The 26,502-nt window shown below is 66.9% G+C and carries 19 protein-coding genes; 12 read left to right on the forward strand and 7 right to left on the reverse strand.

Annotation, left to right across the window (positions count from 1 at the left end; all coding sequences use genetic code 11):
- Complete coding sequence (gene mhpA / locus AQZ52_RS13720) at positions 1-1,452, forward strand: bifunctional 3-(3-hydroxy-phenyl)propionate/3-hydroxycinnamic acid hydroxylase MhpA (RefSeq protein WP_067911813.1); 1,452 nt, start codon at positions 1-3, stop codon at positions 1,450-1,452.
- Between the two features lie 9 nt (positions 1,453-1,461).
- Here mhpA and AQZ52_RS13725 read toward each other — a convergent pair whose 3' ends face one another.
- On the reverse strand, positions 1,462-2,820 hold the full coding sequence (locus AQZ52_RS13725) for a porin family protein (protein WP_156424936.1): 1,359 nt from the start codon (positions 2,818-2,820) through the stop codon (positions 1,462-1,464).
- A gap of 10 nt (positions 2,821-2,830) precedes the next feature.
- Positions 2,831-5,317, reverse strand: a complete 2,487-nt coding sequence (locus AQZ52_RS13730; RefSeq protein ID WP_067911816.1) for a HupA family protein — start codon at positions 5,315-5,317, stop codon at positions 2,831-2,833.
- Between the two features lie 214 nt (positions 5,318-5,531).
- On the opposite strand from AQZ52_RS13730, the gene AQZ52_RS13735 reads away from it, so the two are divergent.
- Together AQZ52_RS13735 and AQZ52_RS13740 are read left to right on the forward strand one after the other, a co-directional pair.
- Positions 5,532-6,608: a PLP-dependent cysteine synthase family protein gene (locus AQZ52_RS13735; RefSeq protein WP_067911819.1), complete on the forward strand. Its 1,077-nt coding sequence runs from the start codon at positions 5,532-5,534 to the stop codon at positions 6,606-6,608.
- Positions 6,605-10,204 carry a hydantoinase B/oxoprolinase family protein gene (locus tag AQZ52_RS13740; RefSeq protein WP_240481636.1) on the forward strand — a complete coding sequence of 1,200 codons (3,600 nt, stop codon included), beginning with the start codon at positions 6,605-6,607 and terminating at the stop codon, positions 10,202-10,204. The genes AQZ52_RS13735 and AQZ52_RS13740 overlap by 4 nt, the downstream gene beginning before the upstream one ends.
- A gap of 1 nt (position 10,205) precedes the next feature.
- Here AQZ52_RS13740 and AQZ52_RS13745 read toward each other — a convergent pair whose 3' ends face one another.
- Both AQZ52_RS13745 and mdlC read right to left on the reverse strand, forming a co-directional pair.
- The gene (locus AQZ52_RS13745; RefSeq protein WP_067911825.1) at positions 10,206-10,742 is read right to left on the reverse strand and encodes a VOC family protein; all 537 of its coding nucleotides are present in this window, start codon (positions 10,740-10,742) and stop codon (positions 10,206-10,208) included.
- A 10-nt stretch (positions 10,743-10,752) separates the two neighbouring features.
- Positions 10,753-12,498, reverse strand: a complete 1,746-nt coding sequence (mdlC, locus tag AQZ52_RS13750) for a benzoylformate decarboxylase (protein WP_240481637.1) — start codon at positions 12,496-12,498, stop codon at positions 10,753-10,755.
- Positions 12,499-12,509: 11 nt separating this feature from the next.
- Here mdlC and AQZ52_RS13755 point away from each other — a divergent pair, with 11 nt between their 5' ends.
- From AQZ52_RS13755 to AQZ52_RS13795, 9 genes are all read left to right on the forward strand, one after another.
- Positions 12,510-13,454 (forward strand): alpha/beta hydrolase, encoded by a 945-nt coding sequence (locus tag AQZ52_RS13755; protein ID WP_067911828.1) that lies wholly within the window; start codon positions 12,510-12,512, stop codon positions 13,452-13,454.
- Positions 13,455-13,580: 126 nt separating this feature from the next.
- Complete coding sequence (locus AQZ52_RS13760; RefSeq protein WP_067911830.1) at positions 13,581-14,471, forward strand: beta-keto acid cleavage family enzyme; 891 nt, start codon at positions 13,581-13,583, stop codon at positions 14,469-14,471.
- A gap of 10 nt (positions 14,472-14,481) precedes the next feature.
- On the forward strand, positions 14,482-15,969 hold the full coding sequence (locus AQZ52_RS13765; protein ID WP_067912236.1) for a carnitine 3-dehydrogenase: 1,488 nt from the start codon (positions 14,482-14,484) through the stop codon (positions 15,967-15,969).
- A 29-nt stretch (positions 15,970-15,998) separates the two neighbouring features.
- A complete protein-coding gene (locus tag AQZ52_RS13770) occupies positions 15,999-17,405 on the forward strand; it encodes a purine-cytosine permease family protein (RefSeq protein ID WP_067911833.1) in 1,407 nt (468 codons plus the stop codon).
- Positions 17,402-18,454 (forward strand): alpha/beta fold hydrolase, encoded by a 1,053-nt coding sequence (locus AQZ52_RS13775; protein ID WP_082697964.1) that lies wholly within the window; start codon positions 17,402-17,404, stop codon positions 18,452-18,454. The genes AQZ52_RS13770 and AQZ52_RS13775 overlap by 4 nt, the downstream gene beginning before the upstream one ends.
- Before the next feature lie 96 nt (positions 18,455-18,550).
- Positions 18,551-19,117 (forward strand): thioesterase family protein, encoded by a 567-nt coding sequence (locus AQZ52_RS13780; RefSeq protein WP_082698031.1) that lies wholly within the window; start codon positions 18,551-18,553, stop codon positions 19,115-19,117.
- Positions 19,117-20,265: an acyl-CoA dehydrogenase family protein gene (locus AQZ52_RS13785; protein WP_067911836.1), complete on the forward strand. Its 1,149-nt coding sequence runs from the start codon at positions 19,117-19,119 to the stop codon at positions 20,263-20,265. The genes AQZ52_RS13780 and AQZ52_RS13785 overlap by 1 nt, the downstream gene beginning before the upstream one ends.
- A complete protein-coding gene (locus AQZ52_RS13790) occupies positions 20,262-22,334 on the forward strand; it encodes an acetate--CoA ligase family protein (RefSeq protein ID WP_067911839.1) in 2,073 nt (690 codons plus the stop codon). The genes AQZ52_RS13785 and AQZ52_RS13790 overlap by 4 nt, the downstream gene beginning before the upstream one ends.
- Positions 22,331-23,110, forward strand: a complete 780-nt coding sequence (locus tag AQZ52_RS13795) for an enoyl-CoA hydratase-related protein (RefSeq protein WP_067911841.1) — start codon at positions 22,331-22,333, stop codon at positions 23,108-23,110. The genes AQZ52_RS13790 and AQZ52_RS13795 overlap by 4 nt, the downstream gene beginning before the upstream one ends.
- Here the strand turns inward: AQZ52_RS13795 and AQZ52_RS13800 are convergent.
- The 3 genes from AQZ52_RS13800 to AQZ52_RS13810 are packed head-to-tail and all read right to left on the reverse strand — an operon-like array spanning position 23,107 to position 26,436.
- Positions 23,107-24,342, reverse strand: coding sequence for an MFS transporter (locus AQZ52_RS13800; protein WP_082697966.1), 1,236 nt, complete (start codon positions 24,340-24,342; stop codon positions 23,107-23,109). The genes AQZ52_RS13795 and AQZ52_RS13800 overlap by 4 nt on opposite strands.
- Complete coding sequence (locus AQZ52_RS13805) at positions 24,332-25,072, reverse strand: aldolase (protein ID WP_067911847.1); 741 nt, start codon at positions 25,070-25,072, stop codon at positions 24,332-24,334. Before AQZ52_RS13805 ends, AQZ52_RS13800 begins: the two co-directional genes overlap by 11 nt.
- The gene (locus tag AQZ52_RS13810) at positions 25,072-26,436 is read right to left on the reverse strand and encodes a peptide MFS transporter (protein WP_169793748.1); all 1,365 of its coding nucleotides are present in this window, start codon (positions 26,434-26,436) and stop codon (positions 25,072-25,074) included. Before AQZ52_RS13810 ends, AQZ52_RS13805 begins: the two co-directional genes overlap by 1 nt.
- Positions 26,437-26,502: the final 66 nt, after the last annotated feature.

The following is a 26,502-nucleotide window of genomic DNA, read 5'->3' on the forward strand; positions in this document are numbered from 1 at the left end:
ATGGGCTTCGATTGCGATGTGCTGATTGCAGGCGGCGGCCCGACCGGCGTGACGCTCGCCGTGCTTCTGGCAAAGCGCGGCGTGAAAGTGATCGTCGCGGAAAAGGATGAGGAGATCTATCCCCTTCCCCGTGCAGCGCACATCGATCACGAAGGCATGCGCATCCTTCAGGAGGCGGGTGCGGCCGACGCCGTGATGGCAACCTGCCGCCGCGCCTCGCGCTACGAATTCCGAAACGCCAAAGGCAAGGTGCTGCTCAGTTTCGAGGGGTCGGACCGGATCGGCCCTGGCGGCTGGCCGGGCGCCAACATGATCCACCAACCCTCGGTCGAGCAGGCCTTGCGCACAAGTCTCGCCGCTTGTCCCGAGGCTGCGCTGCACTCCGGCTGGGAGCTTGGCGCTTTCGCCGAGGATGCGGACGGCGTCACCGCCGAAATCACCACCCCGGAGGGCCCGCGCAGCATCCGCACGCGCTGGTTGGTGGGCGCGGACGGTGCGCGCTCGCCGGTGCGCAAGGCGATGGGCATCGCCTTTGACGATCTCGCTTTCGAGGAACCATGGCTGGTGGTCGACATGCTGGTCGATGATCCTGCGCGCCTGCCCACAGCCAACCTGCAGATCTGTGATCCCAGGCGGCCCACCACCTGCGTGCTGATGGGCGTAGGCCGTCACCGCTGGGAGTTCATGATCCTGCCGGGCGAGAGCCCGGAACAGGTCAGCGACGATGCCTTCATCGCGCAGCTGATGAAACCGTGGAACGTCGAAGGCGCCGTCAGGCTTGAACGCAAGGCGGTCTACACTTTCCGCGCCCGCATCGCCCGCAGCTGGCGGCAGGGCCGGGTCTGCCTGGCCGGCGATGCCGCGCACCAGACCCCGCCCTTTGCCGGACAGGGCATGTGCTCGGGCCTGCGCGATGCCGCCAACCTGGCGTGGAAACTGGGCGCGGTGATCAGTGGTCAGGCGCCGGACAGCCTGCTCGATACCTACCAGCCCGAACGGGAGCCCAACCTGCGCGCCACCATTGCCATGGCGATCATGATGGGGCGCATGGTCTGCACCACCAGCCGCTGGGGCGCCTTCCTGCGCGATACCAAAATGCGTATCGGCCGCGCCTTGGGCAAGCTGCCGTCAGGCCCGCCGGGCTATCCGCCGATCTCGGCCGGCGCGATCCTCACCGGCAGCCCGGGCGCGGGCAGCTATTTCCCCCAGGCCTGCGCAAGTGACGGCGCAAAGCTCGACGACGCGCTTGGGAGGGACGCTTGGCTGATCGTTCGAGACGACCTCCAGACCCCGGGGCTTGCGCCCTTCGCTCACCAGCTGACCCGGTGGTTCGAACAGCATGGTGCCGAGGCTGTGCTCGTGCGGCCGGACCGGCACGTCTTCGGGACCGGCGATCCGGCTAGCCTCAGCCATGCATGGCAAGCAGCCACCGGACTTGCCGTGTCTGCATGACACGGGGGGTCAGAAGGCGGCGCTGATCCCGAGTTCGCCGGCGAACCGGCGATAGGCGTAGAGGCCGACTGTCGAGACATTGCGCTCGGCGCGCACCCGCGCGAACGGAGCGAAGCGAGCCAGGGGCGAGCGCCGCCAGGTCAGACTGCCGGTCACGGTCAGGCGATCATCGGTCCGGCGTTTCGGATAGAGGAACAGCCGGGTGTCCGCTTCCAGGTGGCTCCAGCCCACGGACAGCACGCTGCTCAGCCGGCCGAATTCGTGCCAGGCATAGCCGCTGGCGCCTGCGGTCACGTCCGAATAGCCCGGATCGCGCGCCAGCGTGCGGCTTGCGCTGATCTGGAGTCCGCCCCCGCTGCGGCGACCAAATTCGCGGTCGAGCATGATCTGCCCCGAACTGTTGATCGCATCCTGCAGCGGATTGCGCCTGTTCGTAAGCAAAGCCACCGTCGCCACGAGCCGCAGCTGCGCACGCGCACCAAGCACGTGCTGCCAGTCCGCACTCACCGTCAGCGCACGGCTATAAGGCGCGCCGCCATACCAGCGCAAGACGGGCCCTGCGGTGAGGGCCAGCCGGTCGTGGCCCGGACGCAGCACCGGACCTGCCCGGAGCGAAAAGGCGATGTCGTTGAACGCGCTCTGCCGTGCAAACAGGTCGGCCGACAGCGACGCGCTGGCCAGCACCTCGCCAGTGCGGTCGATCCCGCCCCGCCAATAGGCCTGCCCCTGCAGCGAAAGCCCCAGCCCGGCGCGCGCGCGCGCATCATCGCTGAGCACGAAATCGCCGATCACGGTGGCGAGCGTATTGGCCTGGGTAGCGCGGTTGATGTTGCTGTCGCCCACCGCCGTCGCTTCAAGGCTGCCGCCCGCGCGCTTGGCCGTCGACAGCGCATTGCTGAAAAAGCGCACCATGCGCTCGACCTGCGGCGGAAGCCCGCCACTCGCGGCAAGCCGCAGATCGCGTGCTGCAGCCCCGCGGTCACCCATCGCCGCCTCGATCCGCGCCAGTTCGAGCCGTACCCGCGCCGCACCCGGCTGTTCCGCCAGAATGGCGCGCAGCAAGATGGCCGCCTCGCCCGCTTTCCCCGGCTCTTCGGCCAGCATCTGCGCAAGCCGGAACCGCGCTTCATTGCGCAATTCGATATGGGGATCACCCGCCAGCGCGCGATAAGCGGCGATCGCCGTTGCCCGATCACCTGCGGCCGCCGCGTTTTCCGCATAGTGGAACAGCTCCGCCGCTCCCATTTCCACAGCCGCCGGCGCAGTTTCCGTCGCGGGCTGGGCCTGCGCTGCGGGTGCCTGCGCAAGGGCTAGCGCAAACAGGCAGAACCCCGCCGGAACGGCCCGCCCTGCCCCAGCCTTCGGCAATCCCGGTGCCCTACTTGCGCGTACCAACGATCACCCCGGTGCCGGCCACTTCACGAGCGAAGCCGGCATAGTCGACCAGGTTCGAATAGATGAAGTTGCCCCCAACCTCGCGCGCGTCGAGCCCGAAAAAGTAGCCGCGCACCGTGTTCGACCGGCCGCCCGCCAGAGTGGCCCCGCCGCCCCATTCGGCGCCCTGAATCCAGCCGCCATAGGTGATCTTGCCCAGCTTCACGACCTCCGCGCCATCGGTGGTGCCGGTGAGGTTGGTGGTTATCGTCAACTGCTGGGTCGCGAAGTTGGCCGCCATCGTGCCGGTTCCGCTGACGGCAAGGTGCTCGCGCTTCACGCTGTAGAGAACCGCATCACCGCGCACGGCGAGCAGATAGGTCGCCTTGCCGGTGCGGGGCATCATGGTCGCCGATGTCTCACTGCCGAAGGGCACCCAGTAGAACACGTCCTTGCTGACCACGCCCGGTTTGTTCACGATCGGCGTCGTGATCCGCGCGAAGCTCGTGTAGGTCAGCTTGATCTCGCTGCTGCCCTGCTTGTAGACTTGCGCCGTCCACTTGCGCCCGTCCGCCGTGAAGGCATAGCCGTTGTAAAGCGCCGTGCTCGCGGCCGCAGAGGCCTGCGCAGGGCCGAACGTGATCGGCAGCGACTTGCCCGCATACTGGTCGAGCGCCACGCTGTACTGCTGCTTGGCCGGGTCCCAGGTCAGCGCATTCGGGTTTTCGAAGGTCTGCGCCTGAAAATAGCCGGGATAGCCCCCGGGCAGCTCGAGGTAGACCGGGCGCGACGTGAAGGTCGTGGCCTTGCCGTAGGCCGCAACCGCCCGGGAGGATGCGGCGGTGGCTTCGCTCGGCGCACCGATCAGCGTGCCCGACAGTGAGCCCTTCGAGGCGACAGCGCCGAACGCCAGACCGACTTCGGCGGCACCGGGACCATAGAAATGGCCGCCAGCCCGCCCGGTCACCGTTCCCAGCGAATCGAACGAGAAGGTGATCGGTCCGGCCAGCTGGTTCTTGGCTGCAGTGATCTTGCCCGAACCGCTGAACGTGCCGTCAAGCGGGGCGTAGCCGCCGCCCAGCGTGGTCATCCCCGCCGTGCCCGAGAACGTGTATTTCCCGGCGCCGAGATCCGCGAGCAGCGTGCCTTTTCCGGCAAGCCCGGCCGAGCCTGAGTGGTCCGTGGGATCGAGATAGGCACCGTTGAGATAGATATCGTAGGCCGCCAGCCCGGTGACGGGCACAAGCGTGGTCTGGTAGCCGAACACGAAAGCATCGTTCGATGCCTGATCGGTACCATAACGCAGCCATTGCCCGCCGCGAACGTAGGACAGCGCATCGCCTTCATCGATCTCGAGCAGCGCGTCCTGCGCCTGACCCGGATACATGCCGTTGCTGCCTTGCGTGGTAACCCGGCTGTAGAACTGTTCGCTATACGCGCGGCTGCCGCGCGAGATGGCAAACGTATCGGTGCCTGCCGCATAGTTCACAGCGAAACCGGCCACGGATTTGCGCGATCCCTTGTTCGTCGCCTGCGTGACGGTGTAGCCGTCGCCACCAAGCGCGAAACTCGTCGTCGGGCTGTTGAAGCGCGTCGACACGCTGCCGCCGCTCCCGCGCCGGCCCATGAAGGTGCCCACCATCGCGTTGACGATGCCGATCCCGACATATTGCGTGAGCGACCAGGCACCGCCCACTTCCTGCGCCTGCGGGCCGAAGAAGCGGCCGTCGAGTGTGCCGCGGAAGGTATCGGGATCGAATTTGACCGTGATCGGTGCGTGAAAGGATTTGTCCGAAGCGAGCGTGCCCTGGGCCTGCAGCAGCACCGGATGCAGCAGGCTGTTATAGAGCGGTGTCATGTTTCCCGAGAGAAGGAACTTGCCCGTATCGAACGCCACATCGAACGAGCCGGTGCCCGATATCCCGGCCGCGCCATTGGACGTGGTCCCCGCGCCGAGGATGTCGATCGCATAGCTTGCCGAGCCGGTCTTTGGCACCGCGCTGGTCGCGGTGGGCATGCCATAGACGAAGGCATCGAAGCTGCCCTGGCCTCCGCCTGCCGTCGTCGCACGCTGCCAGTATCCGCCGCCGACATACTGGTATGTAAAACGCCCGCTGGTCGCGCCCCGGGTCAGCGTGAGCGATTCCTGCACAGTAGGCGAGGCATGAACGTAGACGTCGAGCTGCGCGCTGCTTTGGGTGGCATCGCGGTCACCCGCAGCGAAGCTCTGCGTCTTGCCGCCGGCGGTCACCGTGTAAGTCCCGCGCGAGGCGTCGTAGGCGATGGTGGCAGCCGCCTGCGCAGCGCTTGCACCGCTGAGCCCGCCGCCGGGGTAACTGCCCGTTGCCGAGGCACCGATGGCGCTGAAGGTCTCGCTGACAAGCGGACCGACCAGATCGTCGTTCGGCGCGGCCTGTGCGGCACCCGGTGCCAACAGGCCCGCGACCAGCGCCAGTGCGCTGACAGAGCGGCTGCTCGGGCAGATCCTCATCGCTTGCCTCAATTCGTCCCCAGTCCGCCGCCCGCCCCATCGGCGGATTCGAGCGGGATTTACACCCCAGCCGTACCACGTCTGGTGCCAACTGGCGCCCGCAAATCTCCACCGATTTGGCAAGGGCGTGCCCCCCGGTTCCGCAACCGGCCTTGAGCCTCCACCGCCCCTCGCCTAAGCGAACCTCGGCCAGTGACGGCCGAAAGGAGCGGGCATGCAGGCGCTGGAGGATCAGACTTGGGTCCATTGGGCAATCGGACGGATCGAGGCAGACTACGCTCGTTCGGCCGACACGCATCTGCTTCCCGTGCCGCTCCCCGCGCTGCCGGGGATCGCGATCTACCTCAAGGACGAGAGCAGCCACCCCACAGGCAGCCTCAAGCACCGCCTTGCCCGCTCGCTCTTCCTCCACGCGCTGTGCAGCGGCTGGATCGGCCCGGATACGACAGTGGTCGAGGCTTCATCCGGCTCCACCGCCGTGTCGGAGGCTTATTTCGCGCGCATGCTCGGTCTTCCCTTCATAGCGGTGATTCCCGAGAGGACCGCGCGCGAGAAAATCGCGGCGATCGAGGCGCTGGGCGGCACCTGCCATCCGGTCGCCGATCCCGGCACCGTCCATGCCGTGGCCGCGCGGCTCGCGTCGGAATGCGGCGGGCATCACATGGACCAGTTCACCTTCGCCGAGCGCGCGACCGATTGGCGCGGCAACAACAACATCGCCGAGAGCGTGTTTGCGCAGATGTGGCGCGAACCGCACCCCGTACCAACATGGATCGTGTGCGGCGCGGGAACCGGAGGCACGTCCGCCACCATCGGCCGGTTCCTGCGCTACTATCGCCATCCCACGCAGCTGTGCCTTGCCGATCCCGCCTCGTCCGCCTTCCACCGCCACTGGCAGGACCGCACGCAAAGCAACGGCTCCGGCGAGCCCTGCCATATCGAAGGCATCGGCCGCCCCCGCGTCGAAGCCTCGTTCGTGCCCAGCGTGATCGACCGCGCCGAAGTCGTGGCCGACCGTGCCTCCATCGGCGCCGCTCGCGCGCTCTCGCGCCATCTCGGCCGCCGTGTCGGCGGTTCGACCGGCACCAACCTCGTCGCCTGCGCCCGCATCGCGGCGGAAATGGCGGCGCGTGGGGAAGACGGCGCAATCGTCTCGATCCTGTGCGATTCGGGCGAACGCTATGCCTCGACGCTCTACAACGATGCCTGGCTGGCGGCGCATGGCCTTGATGTAAGCGCCGACGAGTCCCGCATGGCCCGCTTTCTCAGTGAAGGGCTGTGGGCCGCGTGACACAGACCATAGCAACATCGGCGGGCTGGCATTTCTGGATCGATCGCGGCGGCACCTTTACCGATATCGTCGCGCGCGCGCCAGGAGGGGGGCTTCACACCGCCAAACTGCTCAGCGAAAACCCCGCGCACTACGGCGATGCCGCCACGGCCGGCATCCGCCGCATTCTCGGCCTTGCCCCCGGCGCGCCGATCCCGCAGGGCCGCATCGTCGAAGTGCGCATGGGCACCACGGTCGCCACCAACGCCCTGCTCGAACGCAAGGGTGAACCGGTACTGCTGCTGATCACCAAGGGCTTCGGGGACCTTCTCCAGCTTGGCCACACGGCGCGTCCACGCCTGTTCGATCTCGATGTGCGCTTGCCCGAAGCGCTCTACGCAGCGGTCGAGGAAGTCGGCGGGCGGGTTGCGGCGACGGGCGAAGTGCTGGCCCCGCTCGATGAGGCCGCCGTGCGCGCCGCCCTTGCCTGCCACCGCGCCGCCGGCATCAAGGCCTGCGCCATCGCGCTGATCCACGGCTGGCGCTATCCCGACATGGAAGCGCGGATCGCCGCGCTCGCTGTCGAAGCCGGCTTCACCCAGATCACCGCCAGCCATGCAGCCAGCAGCGCCATCGGCCTTGTCGCACGTGGGCGCACGGCGCTGGTCGACGCCTATCTCTCGCCGGTCCTCCGTGAATATGTCGGCCGCGTCACCGCAGATCTCGGCGCTGATACGCCGCTCGCCTTCATGCGCTCCGACGGCGGACTCAGCGCTGCCGCCGATTTCCACGGTCGCGATGCCATCCTCTCCGGCCCCGCAGGCGGCATCGTCGGCGCGGCGCGCACGGCCGAGGCCGCGGGCTTTGCGCGCATCGTCGCGTTCGACATGGGCGGCACCTCGACCGACATCGCGCTCTATGCCGGCCAGTTCGAGCGCACCTTCGAAGCACAGGTTGCCGGTGCCGATATCCGCGCGCCTATGCTCGCCATCGATACCATTGCAGCGGGCGGCGGCTCGATCCTCACGTTCGACGGCGCACGCATCCGGGTCGGGCCGGAAAGCGCGGGCGCAGACCCCGGCCCCGCCTGCTACCGGCGCGGAGGGCCGCTTGCGCTCACCGATGCCAACGTCATGCTCGGCAAGATCAGCCCGGCACACTTCCCCGCGATCTTCGGCCCCGGCGGGGATGAGCCGCTCGATGCCGACGTGGTCGCCGCCCGCTTCGCAGGCCTTGCCGCGCAGATGGGCGGCGCGCGCAGCCCGCAGCAGGTTGCCGAGGGTTTCCTCGCCGTCGCCGTCGCCGCGATGGCCGCCGCGATCCGCCGGCTCGCGCTTGGCCGCGGGATCGACGTGCGGGACCATGTCCTCCAGTGCTTCGGCGGCGCCGGCGGCCAGCACGCCTGCCTCGTTGCCGCCGAACTGGGCATGCGCGAAGTGCTCATCCACCCCTTCGCCGGTGTGCTTTCCGCGCTCGGCATGGGCCTTGCCCGCCGCAGCGCGCTGCGCACGGCCACCCTTGAACGCGCGCTGGATGACGACGCGCTGCACTGGCTCGCCCCGCAAAGCGATGCCCTCGCAACCTCCGCCGCGGCCGAACTCGCAGCGCCGGCCGCACAGACCACTTGCACGGTCCGCCTGCGTTACACCGGCACAGACACCGCACTTGGCATCCCCCTGGCCTCGGCAGAAACCATGCGCACCGCCTTCGAACGCGAGCACCACGCCCGCTTCGGCTATGCGGAGCCCGGCCGCGCGCTCACCGTTGCCGAGATCGTGGTCGAAATCCTCGCCGCCCAGGACGCAGTAGCCGACGAGGCCCTGCCCGGCGCCACCACGTCCGCGGCACCCATCGACCAAGTCCCGCTGTTTTCCGGAGGTGTGCGGCATCGCGCGCCTGTCTGGGACCGCGCCGCCCTGCCGCCCGGCACCGCGATCACTGGCCCCGCCATGATCCGCGAGGGCCTCGCCACGACCGTGATCGAGCCCGGCTGGCACGGTCGCGTCCTGCCGCGCGGCGAATTGCTGCTCACCGCGCAGGCTCCTGCCGCTCAGACCTTCGCCACCACCGGCACGAAGGGGCCCGATCCTGTCCTCCTCGAACTCTACGCCGCCCGCTTCATGGCGCTGGCCGAACAGATGGGTGAAGTGCTGCGCAGCACTGCCACCAGCGTCAACATGCGCGAGCGGCTCGATTTCTCCTGCGCGGTGTTCGATTCCGAGGGCCACCTGATCGCCAACGCGCCGCACGTTCCAGTCCACCTCGGCGCGATGGGCCAGAGCGTCCGCGCGATCATGGCGGCGCGCGGCGACGATCTGAAACCCGGCGACGCCTTCGTTCTCAACAATCCCTACAACGGCGGCACGCACCTGCCGGACATCACCGTCATCACCCCGGTCTTCGCGGCAGATCGCGATGCCCCCGTCGCATTCGTCGCCAATCGCGGCCACCACGCCGATATCGGCGGCACCACCCCTGGCTCCAGCCCGCCACATGCAACCACGCTGACAGAGGAAGGCGTCGTACTCGACAACGTCCTTCTCGTGCGCAGCGGCGTGCTGGACGAGGCTGGGATGCGCCGCCTCCTCATCGATGCGCCCTGGCCCGCGCGCAATCCCGATGCCAACCTTGCCGATCTCAAGGCTCAGGTCGCCGCCAACATGGCCGGTGCGCGCGATTTCGCCGCGCTCGTCGACCGCCATGGCCTTGCCGAGGTCGAGGCCTACATGGCTCACGTCCTGGGCAACGGGGAAACCGCCGTCCGCACCGTTCTTGCACGGCTGGAGGGCGGTACGTTCGAAACCGGGCTGGACGATGGCCGCCCGCTCAAGGTTTCCGTCACCGTTGATCAGGAGGCGGGCTCGGCGCGCATCGATTTCACCGGGACCGGCGTGCAGGACAGCGGCAATTTCAACGCACCCGCCGCCGTCACCCGCGCCGTCGTGCTCTATGCCCTGCGCACGCTCGTCGGGCGCGACATTCCGCTCAATGACGGCTGCCTACGCCCGGTCGAGCTCATCATCCCCAAGGGCTCGCTGCTCGATCCCGATCCGGGGCGCGCGGTCGTAGCGGGCAACACCGAAGTCAGCCAGCAAGTCCTCAACGCCCTTCTCGCCGCCTTCGGCGCTGCCGCTGCCGCACAGGGCACGATGAACAACTTCCTGTTCGGCAACGACCGCCATCAGTACTACGAAACCATCGGCGGCGGCATGGGCGCAGGCCCGGGCTGGCACGGCGCGGGGCCTGTGCAGTGCCATATGACCAACACTCGCATCACCGATCCTGAAGTGCTGGAAACGCGCCTCCCTGTCCGTCTCGAACGCTTCGGGACGCGCGCAGGCTCGGGCGGTGCAGGCCGATGGCGCGGAGGCGATGGCGCCGTGCGCGCCGTCCGCGCGCTTGAACCGATGGTCGCCACGCTCGTATCCTCATCGCGCGAAGTGCCGCCCTTCGGCATGGCGGGCGGCGCGGCAGGCGCGCCCGGGCGGCAATGGATCGAACGCGCCGATGGCCGGATCGAGACGATTCCGGGCCGCGCCGAAGCGGCGCTGGAAACCGGCGACATGCTGGTGATCGAAACGCCGGGCGGCGGCGGCTGGGGCCAGCAGCCAACCTAGCCTACCAGGGAATGATCAGCTGCTTGCCGTCCCAATTCTCCGCTTCATGGCGCGCCCGCGCATACATGCCGCGGATGATCTGGCTTTCGGGATAGAGCTCGATCATTTGGCCCATGGTCTCGCGCGCATCGATATAGCAGATTTGCGCCCCGAAGCTGACCACGAACTCGCTCGCGACCGGCATCCCCGCCGCGACATAGCGATCCCGCGTTCCCTCGTAGTCCTCGCAGAACATCGCCATATGGTGGATGCCCCCGCCCCCACCGCGCCCGCCATCGGGGTACATGTCGTGAAACGCGCTCGGCCCGGTCGAAACCAGCTCGACCAGCTCGATATTGAGATCGCCGCTCTGCACGAAGACGCCGCGGATGCGGATCGGATCGGCCGGTTGGCCGCGATAGACATGGTCGGAAAGCACACCGTTTCCGCCGCCAATGAAGGGCCCCATGCCAAACAGCCGGTTATAGCGTTCGCAGGCCGCCTCAAGGTTGTCCACCACATGGCAGACCTGAATGAACGCTCCGGTCGGTATGGTCATGTCCCCTCCTTCAATCGACAACAGCCTCCACCAGGCTCGGGAAATCGGCAGCAAACGACCACTTCAGCGCGGCGTCGAGCTCCGCCGCCGTTTCCGCCCGCCGCGCCACCACGCCTTGCGCCTGTGCCAGCGCGCAGAAATCCAGCTCCGGCAACTGCGTGCCCGGGAGCGACTGCATGCCGAACTTGCGGCCGAAGCTGTGCAGCGCTTCGTAGCGCCCGTTGCGCACGATCACGAAGCTGACCGGGGTGCCCAACTGCGCCGCCGTGTGCAGCCCCTGGATCGCGTACATGCTCGCCCCGTCACCCAGCACGGCAATCACCTTGTCGCCGGTTCGCGCAAGGGCCGTTCCGATCGCGGCCGGCAGACCATACCCAAGCCCGCCACTGGCGGTGGTGTAGAACGTGTCGCGCGCAAGGATCGGCAGCCGGTCGTGCATTGCGCCCCGGCTCGATGCCGCTTCCTCGACGATGATCGAACCTTTCGGGCGCAGTGCCGCGATCTGCTGCAGCAGATAGGCATCGGTCATCACGCCGCCGCCGAGCCTCGGCAACACGGCCCGCGGCGGCAGAGGCGCGCGTCGAACCGGCTCCGGCCCCGCCAGCAGCGTGTCCAGCGCCAGCCGGCAATCGGCGACCACAGCGTTGCCTTCCGGCAGCCACGCGGCATGAACCGGGTTGTCGCCGATGAACCACAGGCCCGCTCCTTCCGGTACGTGCGGCCCGAAGCCCTCGACGTGATAGAGCGACATCGGCCCGCCCAGCACGAGGATCAGGTCATGCCCGCCAAGGCTCTCGACAATCGCCTCGCGTCCGGCCGTCAGAAACCCGCGGAACAGCGGGTGATCCTCGGGGAAACTGCACTGGGCGGAAAGCGGCGCGACCCACACGCCTGCCGCATGCCGCTCGGCAAGCGCAATCACCTGATCCCACGCCCCATCGCGCGCCACGCCTGCGCCCACCACGAAGGCAGGTCGTTCGGCCTTGGCCAATGCCGCCGCCGCTTCCGCCAGCGCCGCCGGATCGCCCGGATTGCGCGCAAACATCCGCCGCACCGGGATCGGATCGCATTCCCGGTCCCAGTCGTCGATCGGCACCGAGACGAACGTCGGCCCCCACGGCGGCTCCATCGCGACATGATAGGCCCGCGCGATCGCTGCCGGCACATCTTCCGCCCGCGCCGGCTCGCACGCCCACTTCACGAATGGCTGCGGGAATTCGGTGGCTTGCTGGGCATAGAGGAACGGCTCGTACGGCAGGATCGAGCGCGCCTGCTGCCCGGCCGTTACCACCAGCGGCGTCTGGTTCTTGTAGGCGGTGAAGAGATTGCCAAGCGCGTGTCCGGTCCCCGCCGAACTGTGCAGATTGACGAGCGCGGCATTGCGGCTCGCCTGGGCATAGCCATCGGCGATACCCAGCACGACCGATTCCTGCAGGCCGAGAACGTAGCGGAAATGCTCGGGAAAATCGCGGAACATCGGCAGTTCGGTCGATCCCGGATTGCCGAACACCGTTGTCATTCCATAGGCTTCAAGCAGGGCGAAAGTCGCCTCGCGGACGGTCGTCATGGTCTCTCCCGTGGATCCCTCGCCGCGGTTCTGCGCGCGGGGAGCGGCAAACACAACCGCCGCGTCGCGCAGGTGCGCGGTGCGAAACGCTGCCCGACCCGCCGGCGCACTTTGCCCCTTGCCGAGAAGCAACCGCGCCGCAATGAAGAAGCGAAGAGCGCCAAGCCAGAAGCGCCAAGTCAGAACCACGAGGATGCCCCATGACCACCCGCCATCTTGTCGATCCCGATTTCCTGCCGCTGATCGATCTGCTGCCGGACAACGCCTTCACGCGCGAGGATCTGCCGACCATCCGCGCCGAATCCGAAAACCGCTTCGCCTTTGTCGGTGCGCCGCCGATCGCGGCAGAGGTGAAGGTGATCGCAGGCGAAGGCGGTCCGCTGGAAATCTACTGGTATGATCCCGCGCCCGGCACGAAGGGCCGCGCCGCCCTGCTCCACATCCACGGCGGCGGCATGGTGATCGGCTCCGCCCGGTCGATGCAACCGGCACCCTCCGGAATGGCGGCGGCGCTCGGCATTCCGGTTGCTTCGGTCGAATACCGGCTGGCACCTGATCACCCCTTCCCCGCCCCGCAGAACGATTGCTACACCGCACTCAAGTGGCTTGCGGCGCATGCCGAGGACCTCGGGATCGATCCGGCCCGGATCGGCGTGACAGGCGAAAGCGCCGGTGGCGGACTGGCTGCGGCAACCGCGCTGATGGCGCGCGATCTCGGCGGCCCCGCGCTCGCCGCGCAGTTCCTCACCTACCCGATGCTAGACCATCGCACCGGCAGCGATGCCTGCCCCTATGCCAACCCGGTCACCGGCGAGTTCGTCTGGACCCGCGTGCATAACCAGTTCGGCTGGGAAGCCTTGCGCGGGGACTATCAGGCAGGTGACGCACGCAAGGGCTGGTTCTCACCCGCGCTGGCGGAGGACCTAGCCGGCCTCCCGCCTACGTGGATCGGCACCGGCAGCCTCGATCTCTTCCTCGACGAGGACCTCGACTACGCGCTGCGCCTTGTGAAAGCGGGCGTGCCGGTAGAACTGCACTCCTATCCCGGTGCGATCCACGCCTTCAACGCGATTGCCGAGGCGCCCACCGCCAAAGCCTTCACGCGTGACCTGCTCGGCGCGATGGCGAGGATGCTCCAAGTATGAGCGGCGCTTGGCCTCACCATTAGGATTACTGAGGCTGGCACCGATTTCCCGCGATCCGCACAATTCGGCATTCCAATCCCGCCCGGCCTGACTAAGCTCTGCGGCAAAGGCCGAGAGGGACCCTGAATGAATTTCGAGACGTTCATCACCTGCGCTGTCACCGGTTCGGGCAACACCGCCGACAAGCATCCGGGCCTGCCCATCACGCCGGCGCAGATCGCCGATGCCGCGGTCGAGGCCGCCAAGGCGGGCGCGGCCATCGCGCATATTCACGTGCGCGATCCCGAAACCGGCAAAGGCAGCCGCGATGTCGCGCTGTACCGCGAAGTGGTGGAGCGCATCCGCGCCTCCGACACCGACGTCGTGATCAACCTCACCGCCGGGATGGGCGGCGATATCGTGTTCGGACCGGGCGAGAACCCCTTCCCGCTTGACGCAGCCGGCACCGACATGGTCGGCCCGATGGAGCGGCTGCTCCATGTGCAGGAACTGCTGCCCGAGATCTGCACGCTCGATTGCGGCACGATGAATTTCGCCGAAGCCGATTACGTGATGACCAACACGCCCGGCATGCTGCGCACCATGGCAGCCGAAGTGCAGCGCCTTGGCGTGCGGCCTGAACTTGAAGTGTTCGATACCGGGCATCTTGTCTTCGTGAAGGAGATGATCCGCGACGGGCTGCTCGATGATCCGGTGATGATCCAGCTGTGCATGGGCATCCCCTATGGCGCGCCGGACGACCCGCTCACCACGATGGCGATGGTCCACCAGCTGCCGCCGGGCGCGGTGTTCAGCGGCTTCTCGATCGGCCGCAACCAGCTGCCGTTCGTGGCCATGGCGGCGCTTGCGGGCGGCAATGTGCGGGTTGGCCTCGAGGACAACCTTTATCTCGGGCGCGGCCAGCTTGCGACCAATGGCCAGCTGACCGAACGCGCGGTCCAAATCCTTACCGGCATGGGCGCACGGATCCTGACTCCCGCCGAGGTCCGCACCAGGCTCAAGCTGCAGAAGCGCTGAAAGAACAATGATGGCACCTGAAATCCGTAAAGTCGGCATCGTCGGCGGCGGCGTGATCGGCGCCGGCTGGGCCGCGCGCTTTGTGCTCAATGGCATCGACGTCGCGATCTTCGATCCCGACCCCGAGATCGAGCGCAAGACCGCAGCTGTCATCGCCAATGCCCGCCGCGCGCTCACCCGCCTGTTCGGCAACGCCCTGCCAGCCGAAGGAACCGTCACCTTTGCAGCCAGTCTGCAGGACGCGGTGCGAGAGGCTGATTTCATTCAGGAAAGTCTGCCCGAGCGCGAGGATCTCAAGATCCGCCTGCTTGCCGAAATGGATGCGGCCATGCCCGCCCATGCGGTGATCGGCTCGTCAACCTCGGGCCTGCTGCCGACAAAGCTGCAATCCGGCATGGCGCGACCCGACCGGCTGGTCGTGGGCCACCCGTTCAATCCGGTGTACCTCCTGCCGCTCGTGGAAATCTGTGGCGGCGACCAGACCAGCCAGGAAACGAAGGACATCGCCGCTGCCGTCTACACGCGGATCGGCATGAAGGTTCTCCACGTCCGCAAGGAGATCGACGGTTTCATCGCCGACCGCTTGCTCGAAGCCGTCTGGCGCGAGGCGCTGTGGCTGATCAACGACGGGATCGCGACCGCCTCCGAAATCGACGACGCCGTCCGTTTCGGCGCAGGCATGCGCTGGTCGTTCATGGGCACGTTCCTCGTCTACCGCCTCGCTGGCGGAGAGGAAGGCATGCGCCACTTCCTCCATCAGTTCGGCCCCTCGATGGAATGGCCCTGGACCAAGCTGATCGGCCCCAAGCTGACTGACGAGCTGATCGAGACGATCGCCCGCCAGTCCGATGAACAGGCGGGCGGCATCGACCTGCGCACCTATGAGAAGCTGCGTGACGATTGCCTTGTCGACCTGACCCACGCCCTCGAGCGCAACGATTTCGCCTCGGGCCAGATCGCCCGCGCGCACCGGGCGCGGCTGGCGGAAGCCGGCAAGGGCACCGGCGCCGCCATCGGTTCGGTCCGCGAAGATGGTCGGATGCTGACCATCGCCACCCCCGTGCAGCCGGAGTGGATCGACTACAACGAGCACCTCACCGAATACTGCTATCTCAAGCTGTTCGGCGATGCGACCGATGTAGTTCTGGCCGCCATCGGCGCGGGCGCGGACTACGTTGCTGCCGGCCACTCGTGGTACACGGTCGAGACGCATATCCGCCATCTCGGGCAGGCGCGGCTGGGCGACAGTGTGGAAGTGCGCACGCGCGTGCTGGCCGCCGATGGCAAGCGGCTCCACCTCTTCCACGAGATGGTGCGCGGGGCGGAGGAAGCCGTCATCGCGACCGCCGAACACATGCTGGTCCATGTCGATGCGGCAGCCGAGAAGTCTGCGCCGGCACCGGAGGCGATGCAGCAGGCGGCGCAGGCGCTGGTGGCCGGGCAGGCCCATCTGCCGCCACCGGAGGGCCAAGGCCGCCAGATCCGGATGCCGGGATAGCAGCAGCCGCAGGGGGAAGCGCATACAGCATGGCCTTGGTTGAAAGCCGCTCGATCGACTACGTCCCTCTCGCCGAACGGCGCGGCAAGGTGCATCATCTCTGGCCGGTGTGGTTCATGGGCGATGCCCATCTGGCGACGCTCGCAACCGGCGCGATCAGCGTCGTCGGCGGGCTCGACCTGTTCTGGTCCAGCCTTGCGGTGACCGGCGGCTGCGCCTTCGGCACGGTGTTGATGGCGCTCCACTGCACGCAAGGGCCTCACCTCGGCCTGCCGCAGATGATCCAGTCCCGCCCGCAGTTCGGCTATATCGGCGCGCTGCTGGTCTGGGTCGTGGCGCTCGTCACTTATATCGGGTTCAACGCGCTCAACCAGTCGCTGGCGGCGAGCACATTGCACGAACTCGTCGGCCTGCCCGAAGCGCCGGCCATCATCCTGTTCGGCCTTGTCGCCGCGCTGGTTGCGGGGATCGGCTATGACGTCATACACGCCACGCAGCGCGTTCTGGCCTATATCATGCTGGCCGCGCTGGCAGTCTATACTGCGGGCTTCTTCGCAACGGTCGATCTCGGAACTCTGCTCCGGCCCGGTCCGTTCAAGTCCACGCTTTTCCTCGTCCAGTTCTTCGCGGCGGCGGGCTACCAGCTCAGCTGGTCGATCTATGTCTCGGACTATTCGCGCTACCTGCCGCGCGAGGTCGGCATCAGATCCGCGTTCCTGTGGACTTTCTGCGGGGCCTTCATCGGCGGCACCTGGATGATGCTGGTGGGCGCGTTCGCCGGGGCGACCTTCACCGATCCCGACATTGTCGTGGCACTGCGCCGCAGCGCGGATTCCATGTTCGGCGGGTTCGGCATGGTCATGCTGGCGAGCAGCTTCTTCGGCCTCATCACCATCACCTCGCTCAATCTCTATGGCTCCTCGCTTACCCTGCTGAGCGTGATCGACAGCCTGCGCCCGGTCCGGCTGGGCGCACCCGCCCGGCTCGCCGCGCTGGTGGTCTGCCTCGTCGCCTCGCTGTCGCTCTCGCTCGCGATGGGCGGCAATGTGCTCCACGGGCTGGAGGCGTTTCTCGGCATCCTTGTCTACCTGTTCACCCCCTGGACAGCGATCAACCTTGCGGACTTCTTCTTCGTCCGGAGGGGCCGCTACTCGATCCGCGCGATGTTCATGGCAGACGGCATCTACGGCCGCTGGAACTGGCGCGGCCTGACCGCCTATGCGGTCGGTTTCATCGCGATGATCCCCTGCTTCAAGACCGAACTCTATGTCGGCCCTGTCGCAAAGAGCCTTGGCGGCGCGGATATCTCGATGCTGGTCGGCCTGCCGGTCGCGGCCATAGTCTATCTCCTGCTCTGCCGCTCGATGAACCTTGCTGCCGAGCTGGCGATGATCCCTGATCTCGACCGCAATCTCGAAACGGAGCCGGTGCGATGATCCGGCATGCGCTGGCAGTTGCTGCGCTGGCCTTTGCAGCGCCGGCAGAGGCGCGCCCTGCACCGGCCATCGCCTTTCCCGCTCACTTCGATCCGATCGGCACCCCGGTTGTCAGCTTGAAGACCAGCGAGGGCCGCACGGTGCACTACACCGACACCGGCGAGGCTGGCTGGCGGACGATGCTGTTCATCGGCGGCGTCGGCACCAGTGCCCGCGCACCGGAACTCGTCGCGTTCCTCGATACCCTGCGCCGCCAGCTCAAGGTCCGCATCATCGCGGTCGAACGCAATGGCCTCGGCGATACCGCGTTCGACCCGGCGTGGTCCTTCGCCGACTATACCAGCGAAGTGCGGCAGGTGCTTGGCCACCTCGGCGTCGACAAGTTCGCGGTCGTCGCGATTTCGGGCGGCGGTGCCTATGCCGGGCACATTGCCGCTGCCATGCCCGAACGGATCACCTCGTGGCACATGCTCGCCGCCATCGCTGCCGCACCTGCCGAAAGTCCCGTCTGCAAGGCCGAGCCCGCTGCGCTCGAGGCCATGCTCGGCAAGCAGGTCGGTGCGCCGCGCGTATTCTGGGCCATGCCGCCGGATGGCGTCGCCGCCAAGGTCTCCGGCTTCATCGACCGCGCCGCGGACGAGGGCGCGCATGCCTACTTCATCGCCGGCCAGCAGGGTGACGCCCGAGCCGTCGCGCGGGAGTATCACCGCTTTTGCGATGCACCGGCGCCAGTCACTGCCTTCCCCGCTCCCGCGTTCTTCTACTACGGCGAGGCCGACCCGCTCGTCCCGCCCGCGCAAGGCGAATACTGGGCCGGCAAGGTTGCGGGCAAGGTCACCTTTCGCCGGTACCCGGGCGAAGGCCACGATGTGCAGTACCGGCACTGGGACCAACTCCTGCTCGATGTCGCCGGCCATGGCGGCGAGACCTTGGCCTGCATGAAGGGCCGTGCCCGGCTGCTGCCCGGCCTGGTCGAACCTGCCCGTTTGCCCAAGGGCACCACGCTTGGCATCTGCGCGTGGTCGGCTGCGAGAGCTAAACAGCCGTGATGCAGGCAATTAGATTTCCGGATGGCCACACCGCGGCTGCTTGCCAATGGGCAGGCTTTGCCCTCACTCCCCAAGGCGAAAAGCAAGGACAGGACCATGCCGCCGCAAAGTGATCAGGAAGCCCACGGCCTTAAGACGCCGCTGGAAGGCATGGCTGCGGAGCCGTTCCAGCCCGGCGAGACGATCCCTGCGCCCTTGCGCCTGATCCGTCCGACCGTTCCGCGCGAATGGGTCGATTACAACGGACATATGAGCGAGTCCTGCTATCTCCTTGTTTTCGGAGATCAATCGGACGCATTCTTCCGCAAGATCGGCATCGACGAGGCCTATCGCGCCGGAGGCCATTCGCTTTTCACCGTGCAGACGATGATCTTCAATCTGGCCGAAGCGCACCTCGGCGATCCGCTCGATCTCGCGCTCCAGCTGATCGATGCCGACGACAAGCGTCTGCACATCTTCCACACCATGCACCACGGCGAGACGGGCGAGCTTCTCGCCACCGGCGAGCAGATGCTGGTGCATGTCGACATGACTGCAGGCCGGTCGGCCCCCATGCCGCCCGAACTGCACGCACGGGTTCATGCGGTGCTGGCCGCCCACGCCGGGCTCGAACGACCGGCGCAAGTCGGCCGCGCAATCGGTATCAAACGGGACAAGAAGTGATGCATTTCGAACTTTCCTCCGAACAGCAGATGCTGGTCGAAACGGTCAGGCGCTTCGTCGAGACCGAACTCTACCCGCACGAGAAACTGGTCGAAGACACGGACAACGTGCCCGCCGATATCGCGGAAGACATCCGGCGCAAGGCCAAGGAGCTCGGCCTCTATGCCGTCAACATGCCTGCCGAACTCGGCGGCGGCGGGCTCGGCACGTTCGATACCACGCTGATGGAGCGCGAGCTTGGCCGCGCCAGCTATGGCCTGCAGATGATGATCGCGCGGCCGAGCAACATCCTGCGCGGATGCGAGGGCAGTCAGATCGAGGAGTACCTCCTCCCGACAATCCGCGGCGAGCGCCACGATTGCCTTGCCATGACCGAACCCGATGCAGGCTCCGACGTCCGCTCGATGCGCACATTCGCGCGCCGGGATGGGGATGATTTCGTCATCAACGGGACCAAGCATTTCATCAGCCATGCCGATGTCGCCGATTTCGTGATCCTGTGCGCCGCGACCGGTGAAGCGGGCGGCAAGAAGACAATCAGCTGCTTCCTTGTCGATTTTGACACGCCCGGCCTCACCCGCCGGCGCGGGCCCAGGTGCGTCTCGCACCGCGGCTACCACCAGTGCGAGCTGATCTTCGAGGACTGCCGCGTTCCCGCCTCGGCCCTGCTGGGTGAACTCGACAAGGGCTTCGAGCTCATGGGCCAATGGCTCGGATCAACCCGCCTGCAAGTTGCGACAACCTCGGTGGGGCGCGGCCAGCGCGTGCTGGAGATGGCGACGCAGTGGGCCGCAACGCGCAAGCAGTTCGGACAGGCCATCGGCAAGTTCCAGGGCACCGGCTTCAAGCTGGCGGACATGAAGACCGAACTGGAAGCCGCCGAACTGCTCACGTTCCGCGCTGCGTGGAAGGACGATCAGGGGACGATGACCGATACCGACGCCGCGATGGCCAAGCTCTTCGCCTCCGAGGCGCTGGCGCGGGTGACGGACAACGCCTTGCAGATCTTCGGCGGCATGGGTCTGATGGACGAACTGCCCATCGAGCGCTTCTGGCGTGATGCCCGCGTCGAGCGTATCTGGGACGGCACCAGCGAAATCCAGCGCCACATCATCAGCCGCGCGCTGCTGCGTCCGCTGGAGGCATGAGCGCGGACAGACTGAGCCGCCTGCTGCGCCCGCGCAGCCTGGCGCTTGTCGGCGGCAAGGCGGCCGAAGAAGCGGTGCGCCAGTGCCGTGCCCTTGGCTTTGCCGGGCCGATCTGGCCGGTAAACCCCAAGCGTGCGGAGATGGCGGGCCTGCCCTGCTTCCCGGACATGGCATCTCTTCCGGCGTCGCCCGATGCGGTTTTCATCGCGGCCCCCGCGCCGGCCACCATTGCTCTGGCAGGGGAACTGCAGGGCTCAGGCGGTGCCATATGCTATGCGGCAGACTTTGCCGAGAGCGGCGAGGAAGGACAGGCCCGACAGGCGGCCCTGCTCGAAGCGGCACACGGCGTGCCCCTGATCGGCCCCAACTGTTACGGCATGCTCAATCTGTTCGACCGGGTGGCGCTCTGGCCAGACCAGCATGGCTGCCTGCCCATCGATCAAGGTCGCGGTGTCGCCATCGTCAGCCAGAGCGGCAACCTTGCGCTCAACCTTACCATGCAGGCGCGTGGGCTCCCCATCGGTTATGTCATCTCGGTCGGCAACTGCGCCGATGTGGCACCTGCCGATCTGATCGAAGCCCTGATCGCGGACGAACGCGTGAGCGCCATCGGGCTCCATCTCGAAGGCCTCGGCTCGATAGCGCGCTTTTCAGAGGCGTGTCTTGCCGCACGCGCGGCAGGCGTGCCGATCGTGGCGCTGAAGACCGGCGCCTCGGCCAAAGGTGCCGCGCTCACGATGTCGCACACCAGCTCGCTCGCCGGAGCCGATGCGCTGGTCGATGCCCTGTTCGCGCGGCTGGGCGTCGCCCGCGCGCACGATCCTGCAACCTTCCTCGAAACGCTCAAGCTGCTTCACGTGGCGGGCCCCTTGCGCGCCCGGCGGATCACCAGCGCAAGCTGCTCGGGCGGCGAAGCCTCGCTGACCGCCGATCTTGCCGAAGCGGCCGGCCTTGAAACGCCAGACTTCCCGCCAGCCACGCAGGCCGCGCTGGAAGATGTTCTCGGCCCGCGGGTCCACGTCGCCAATCCGCTCGATTACCACACCTATATCTGGGGCGATCTGGCCGCACAGACTGCCTGCTTCGGCGCCATGCTGGATGCGGGCTTCGAAGCCTCGCTCCTGATCCTCGATTTCCCCCGCGCCGACCGCTGCTCTGCCGCCGATTGGGACGTCACCCTTGCCGCCTTCCGTGCGGCTTGCGCCAAGCCCACCCCCGCCGGCACGGTGCGCATGATGGTCAGCTCGCTCGCCGAAACGATGCCCGAGCCGGTCGCAGCCGCTTTGCTTGCCGAGGGCATCGTCCCCGCTGCCGGGCTCGCCGAAGCCCTCCGCGCCATTGCCGCTGCCGCCAGCATTGGCGAAGCATGGGCAAGGCCGGCACCCGACGCGCTCGCTGAAATGCCGCTGGTCCTGCCCGGTGAACCTGCCGTCTGGGACGAAGTCCGCAGCAAGGCCGCACTTGCCGCCGCCGGCGTTCCCATCGCCCGCGGCGCCGTCTTCACCCTCGCCGAGCTGGAAGATCCGGCCACGGCTTTGCCTGTACCATTCCCGTTGGTGCTCAAGGCCGTAGGCGCCAATCTTGCACACAAGACCGAATTGGGCGGGGTCGCTCTGAACCTTGGTAGCCGCGAGGCCCTGCTCGCTGCCGCCCAGGGCATGAGCCGCCTTTCAGGCACTTTCCTGGTCGAGGAAATGGTCGGCGGCGCGGTGGCGGAACTGATCGTCGGCGTCGGCCGCGATCCGCAGTTCGGCCTCTTCCTCACCCTCGGCGCGGGCGGCATCTTTGTCGAGTTGCTGCGCCAGACCGAGCAGCTTCTCCTCCCCGTCGGTAAGTCCGATATCGCGGCCGCGCTTGCCCGGTTGCCGCTCTTCAAGGTGCTCGGCGGCTATCGCGGCAAGCCGGGCTGCGACATGCCGGCGCTCATCGATGCCATCGCCGCCATCGCCACTTGGGCGACGACGCAGGCCGACCGGCTCGAGGAAATGGACGTCAATCCGCTGCTCGCGCTCCCGAGCGGCGCTGTGGCCGTAGACGCTGTGATCCGCATCAGGGAGGCAGAAGCATGAGTGCCGTGAAGCTCGACCAGCAAGGTGGCATCCTGATCATCACGTTGGATCGCCCCAAGGCGAATGCCATCGATGTGGCCACCAGCCTCGAACTCCATGCCGCATTCAAGACGCTGAATGACGATCCGGCCCTGCGTGTGGGGATCATCACCGGCACCGGCCGCTTCTTCTCTGCAGGCTGGGACCTTGGCGCCGCCAACGATGGTGAGGCGGTCGATGCCGATCACGGCCCTGGCGGCTTTGCCGGCCTCACCGAATACTTCAGCCTCACCAAACCGGTGATCGCGGCGGTCAATGGTCTTGCAGTCGGCGGCGGGTTCGAACTGGCGCTGGCGGCCGATCTCATCGTCGTGAGCGAGACCGCGAAGTTCTGGCTGCCCGAGGCACAGCTTGGCATGCTCCCCGATTCCGGCGGCCTCCTTCGCCTCCCCAAGGCCATCCCCGCACGTCTCGCGCGCGAAATGATCCTCACCGGAAGGCGCCTCGACGCGGCAGAAGCGCTGTCGCTCCATCTCGTCAGCCGCGTGACCGAACCCGATGCGCTGATGGCCTGTGCGCTTGAGCTTGCCACCACTGTCGCGCAGTCGGCCCCGCTGGCGCTCACTGCCGCACGGGATATCCTGCGAGCGACCGAGGGTATGGAAGTCGAGGCGGGCTACCGGCTGATGCGCAGCGGCGCTATCCCCGCTTATCAGGCCATGCTGCAATCAGACGATGCGCTGGAAGGCCCGCGCGCCTTTGGCGAAGGCCGCGCTCCGGAATGGAAAGGCCGTTAAGCGGTCTCCCAATCGACCGGGGCAATGCGCGGCAGGATCGCCACCCAACCCACGAGGCCCAGCACGTTGACCAGCCCGGCCAGCAGGAACGCGGTGCCATAGGAGCCGTTTCCGGCGTCGATCAGCACGCCCGCAAAGAACACGCCGATCACCCCGGGCATGTTGCCCATCATGTTCTGCACGCCGACCCAGCGCGCGGCAGCGGATGGGCCAGCCATGATCTGGGGGATCATGAAGTAGGCTGGCGATGAGAAGCCAAGACAGATCTCGTAAACAAACAGCAGCGCGATGCAGGCCCTGATCGGCATGAACGGCATGGCCAGCATGCAGCCCAGCCCCGCCAGATGCGCCAGCGCCAGCGGCGCCTTGAGCGTCAGCGAGGGCGACCAGCCGCGCTGGATCGCCTTGTCGAAAGCCCACCCCGCAAACAGCGCGGCAAGCGCATTGACGAGATAGGCGCTCGAGACCACTTCGGCCATCTGCTCCTTGGAAAAGCCGCGCTGCATTTCGAGGTACATCGGCAGGTAGCCGAGGATGAAGTACCAGTTCCAGTTGCCGGCAAAGTGCCCCAGCGCCGCACCCCACAGCGCGCGGCGAGAGAGGATCTGCCGCAGCGTCACCGAGGCCCCGGCTCGATTGTCGGCAGGCTTCACTTCCCGGATATGCACCCGGCTCCACGGCAGAAGCCACAGCAGCGAGACCGCGCCGAACAGCATGAAAGTGGTGCGCCAGCCCCAGTGCGCCATCAGCAGGCCGCCGATCAGCGTCCCTGCCGCCGGCCCTACCAGATAGCCGAAGCCGATCACCCCGTTGGCAAGGCCCATCTGCGCCTTGGGCACGTTGCTCGCGATGATCTTCGACGTTGTGGTGAAGGCCACGCTTTCGCCGATGCCCAGCATCATCCGCAGCACGAAAAGCCCGAGGAACCCCTGCACGAAGCCTGTCAGCAAGGTCGAGACAGACCAAAGCAGCGCCCCCAGCGCCAGCACCCGCTTGCCCCCGATCCGATCTGAAAGCGTACCTGCCGGAAGCTGGCAGAAGGCATAGGCGAAGTAGAATCCGGCCCCTAGCGCGCCATAGGCTGTGGCGCTCAGCCCCAGATCGGCGCGGATCTGCGTAGCCCCAGTCGCGAGATTGCCGCGGTCGACGTAGTTGATGAACAGGCTGAGAGCCATGAGGCCGACGAGGACCACCGCTCCGGTGCCGCGAGGCGGGGCGGCCTCAGCTTGCATAGTCGGACCCCTGCCGATCCAGCATGCGCTTCAGCGCCGCGAAGTGCAGATCAATGCGGTCCTGTCCCTCGACTTTTGCGGAGGTGCTATATTGCTCGATCGTCAGGGTGAGCACGGGCTCGCGCACCAGCCGCACCTTCTGTCCGCTCGATTGCGCCAGGATCTGCGTCATCGCAGCCCGTTCGAAGAAGTAGAGCGTGTTGAACGCCTCGGCGACGCTCGTGCCCGTCGTCACCACCCCGTGATTGCGCAGGAGCAGCACCGTCTTGTCGGCCAGCGCGGCCGCCATGCGCCGACCCTCGCCGCTGTCCAGCGCGAACCCGGCGTAGTCGCACTGAGCCACGAGGCCCGCAAAACCAATGGCGTTCTGGCTCGCCATGAGGAGTTCGGGCTCCTCCAGCATGCTGAGGGCCGTCGCATAGGGCATATGCGTGTGCATGACGCAGCGCACATCGGGCCGGGCGGCATGGAGCGGGGCATGAATGTGGAAGGCGGTGTCCTCGACCGGCCCCTCACCCGCGAGCTTGTTGCCGGCGAAATCGACGATGAGGAAATCCGTTGCGCGGATTTCAGACCAGTGCAGCCCGAACGGGGCAAGGAAGAAGCGGTCGGTGTATCCCGGCACCAGCAGGGTGAAATGGTTGTCGATGCCTTCGTTGTAGCCGAAATGGACCGCGAGCCGGTGCGCCGCAGCAAGGTCTATCCTCGCTTGCCATTCAGTGTGTTCCATCAGCGGGCAGCTTCCGGAGCGCCATCTAGCTCACGGATGAGCGGCTTGCGAAGGAGCAGGATCACGGTGGCCCCCACGACACCGATCGCGGCGTCCATGGTCCAGAAGGCCGATGGGCTCATCGTATCAAAGTAGCTGCCGACCCAGCCTGCGGTGACATGCGCGGCAAACGGCGAGAGGAACGCGACGCCCATCAAGGTCGAGGCGACACGCGGCGGCGCGGCCTTGCTGACGATCGCCATGGTGGTGGGCCAGTAATACATCCACCCAAGCCCCATGATCAGCCAGCCAGCAACGGCCCAGAACGCACCGACGCCGTGCGGCTGGGTCACGCCAAAGTTGGCAAACGCAAACAGCAGCGCCGCGAAGGAAACGATGGCCGTGCCGATGCCCTGCTTGGTCACATTGGCCGGTTCCTGGCCGCGCTTGGCCTGCCAGCTCCACAGCGCGACGAGGATCGGTGCCGCGAGTATCGATCCGAACGAATCCATGCCTGCAAACCAGCTGGAAGGCACGGTTCCCAGCGGGGTCGCGAGATTGACCCATTGGTCGACCCACAGGATCCCGATACTCCAGACCATCGGATAGGTGATCTCGGCCGGGAATGTCAGCGCGATGACGAAGATCAGCACAGCCACGCGGCGGCGCTCGGCAGGCGTGAGCGGCGGTGCTTTGTCGCGCGCGGTCGCAACAGGCTTGGCATCGGGCAGATGGCGCTGGCCGAGGATGTAGCCGACCATGGCCACCAGCATCAGCACAGCCGCCACAGCGAACCCGGTATGAAAGCCCCAGATCGCGGCCACAAGGCCAGTCGTCACCGGACCGCTGGCCGCGCCGATGTTGATGCCGGTCGCGAAGATCGTGTAACCTTGCGAGCGGCGCGATTCATCCTCGCGCGGGTAGAGCGTGCCGACCTGGGCCGAAATATTGCCTTTCAGGAAACCCGATCCCATGATCAGCAGCGCCAGCGCGATAACGAAGGTTTCGTAGAACGACATCGCCGCATGACCTGCAGCCATCAGCAGGACGCCGATCAGCACCGTCTTCTTGGGGCCAAGGATCCGGTCCGCCACCCAGCCGCCGATGATCGGGGTGAAATAGACGAGACCCGCATACCAGCCGTAGATGATCGAGGCGAAGGCAACATCGCTCATCGGGCCATTGAAACTGAGCCCATGGCGCAGCGCGGCGAGGCCAAGCACTTTGCCGCCATGGAGCGGCAAAAGCTCCTTCACCATGTAGAGCGTAAGCAGCGCGGACATCCCGTAGAACGAGAAGCGCTCCCACATTTCGGTGAAGGCGAGGTAGTAGACCCCTTTGGGATGGCCCGCAAACTGTTCGAAATGCTGGTCTTCAGCCGCCATCACCTGATCTTGCCCCCGATCCGCGCGCATCGGTTCATGGCCGCGGTTGTACATGGGATGGGCGAA

The organism is Novosphingobium fuchskuhlense (assembly GCF_001519075.1).
In the GTDB taxonomy this organism is placed as follows: Bacteria; Pseudomonadota; Alphaproteobacteria; order Sphingomonadales; family Sphingomonadaceae; genus Novosphingobium; species Novosphingobium fuchskuhlense.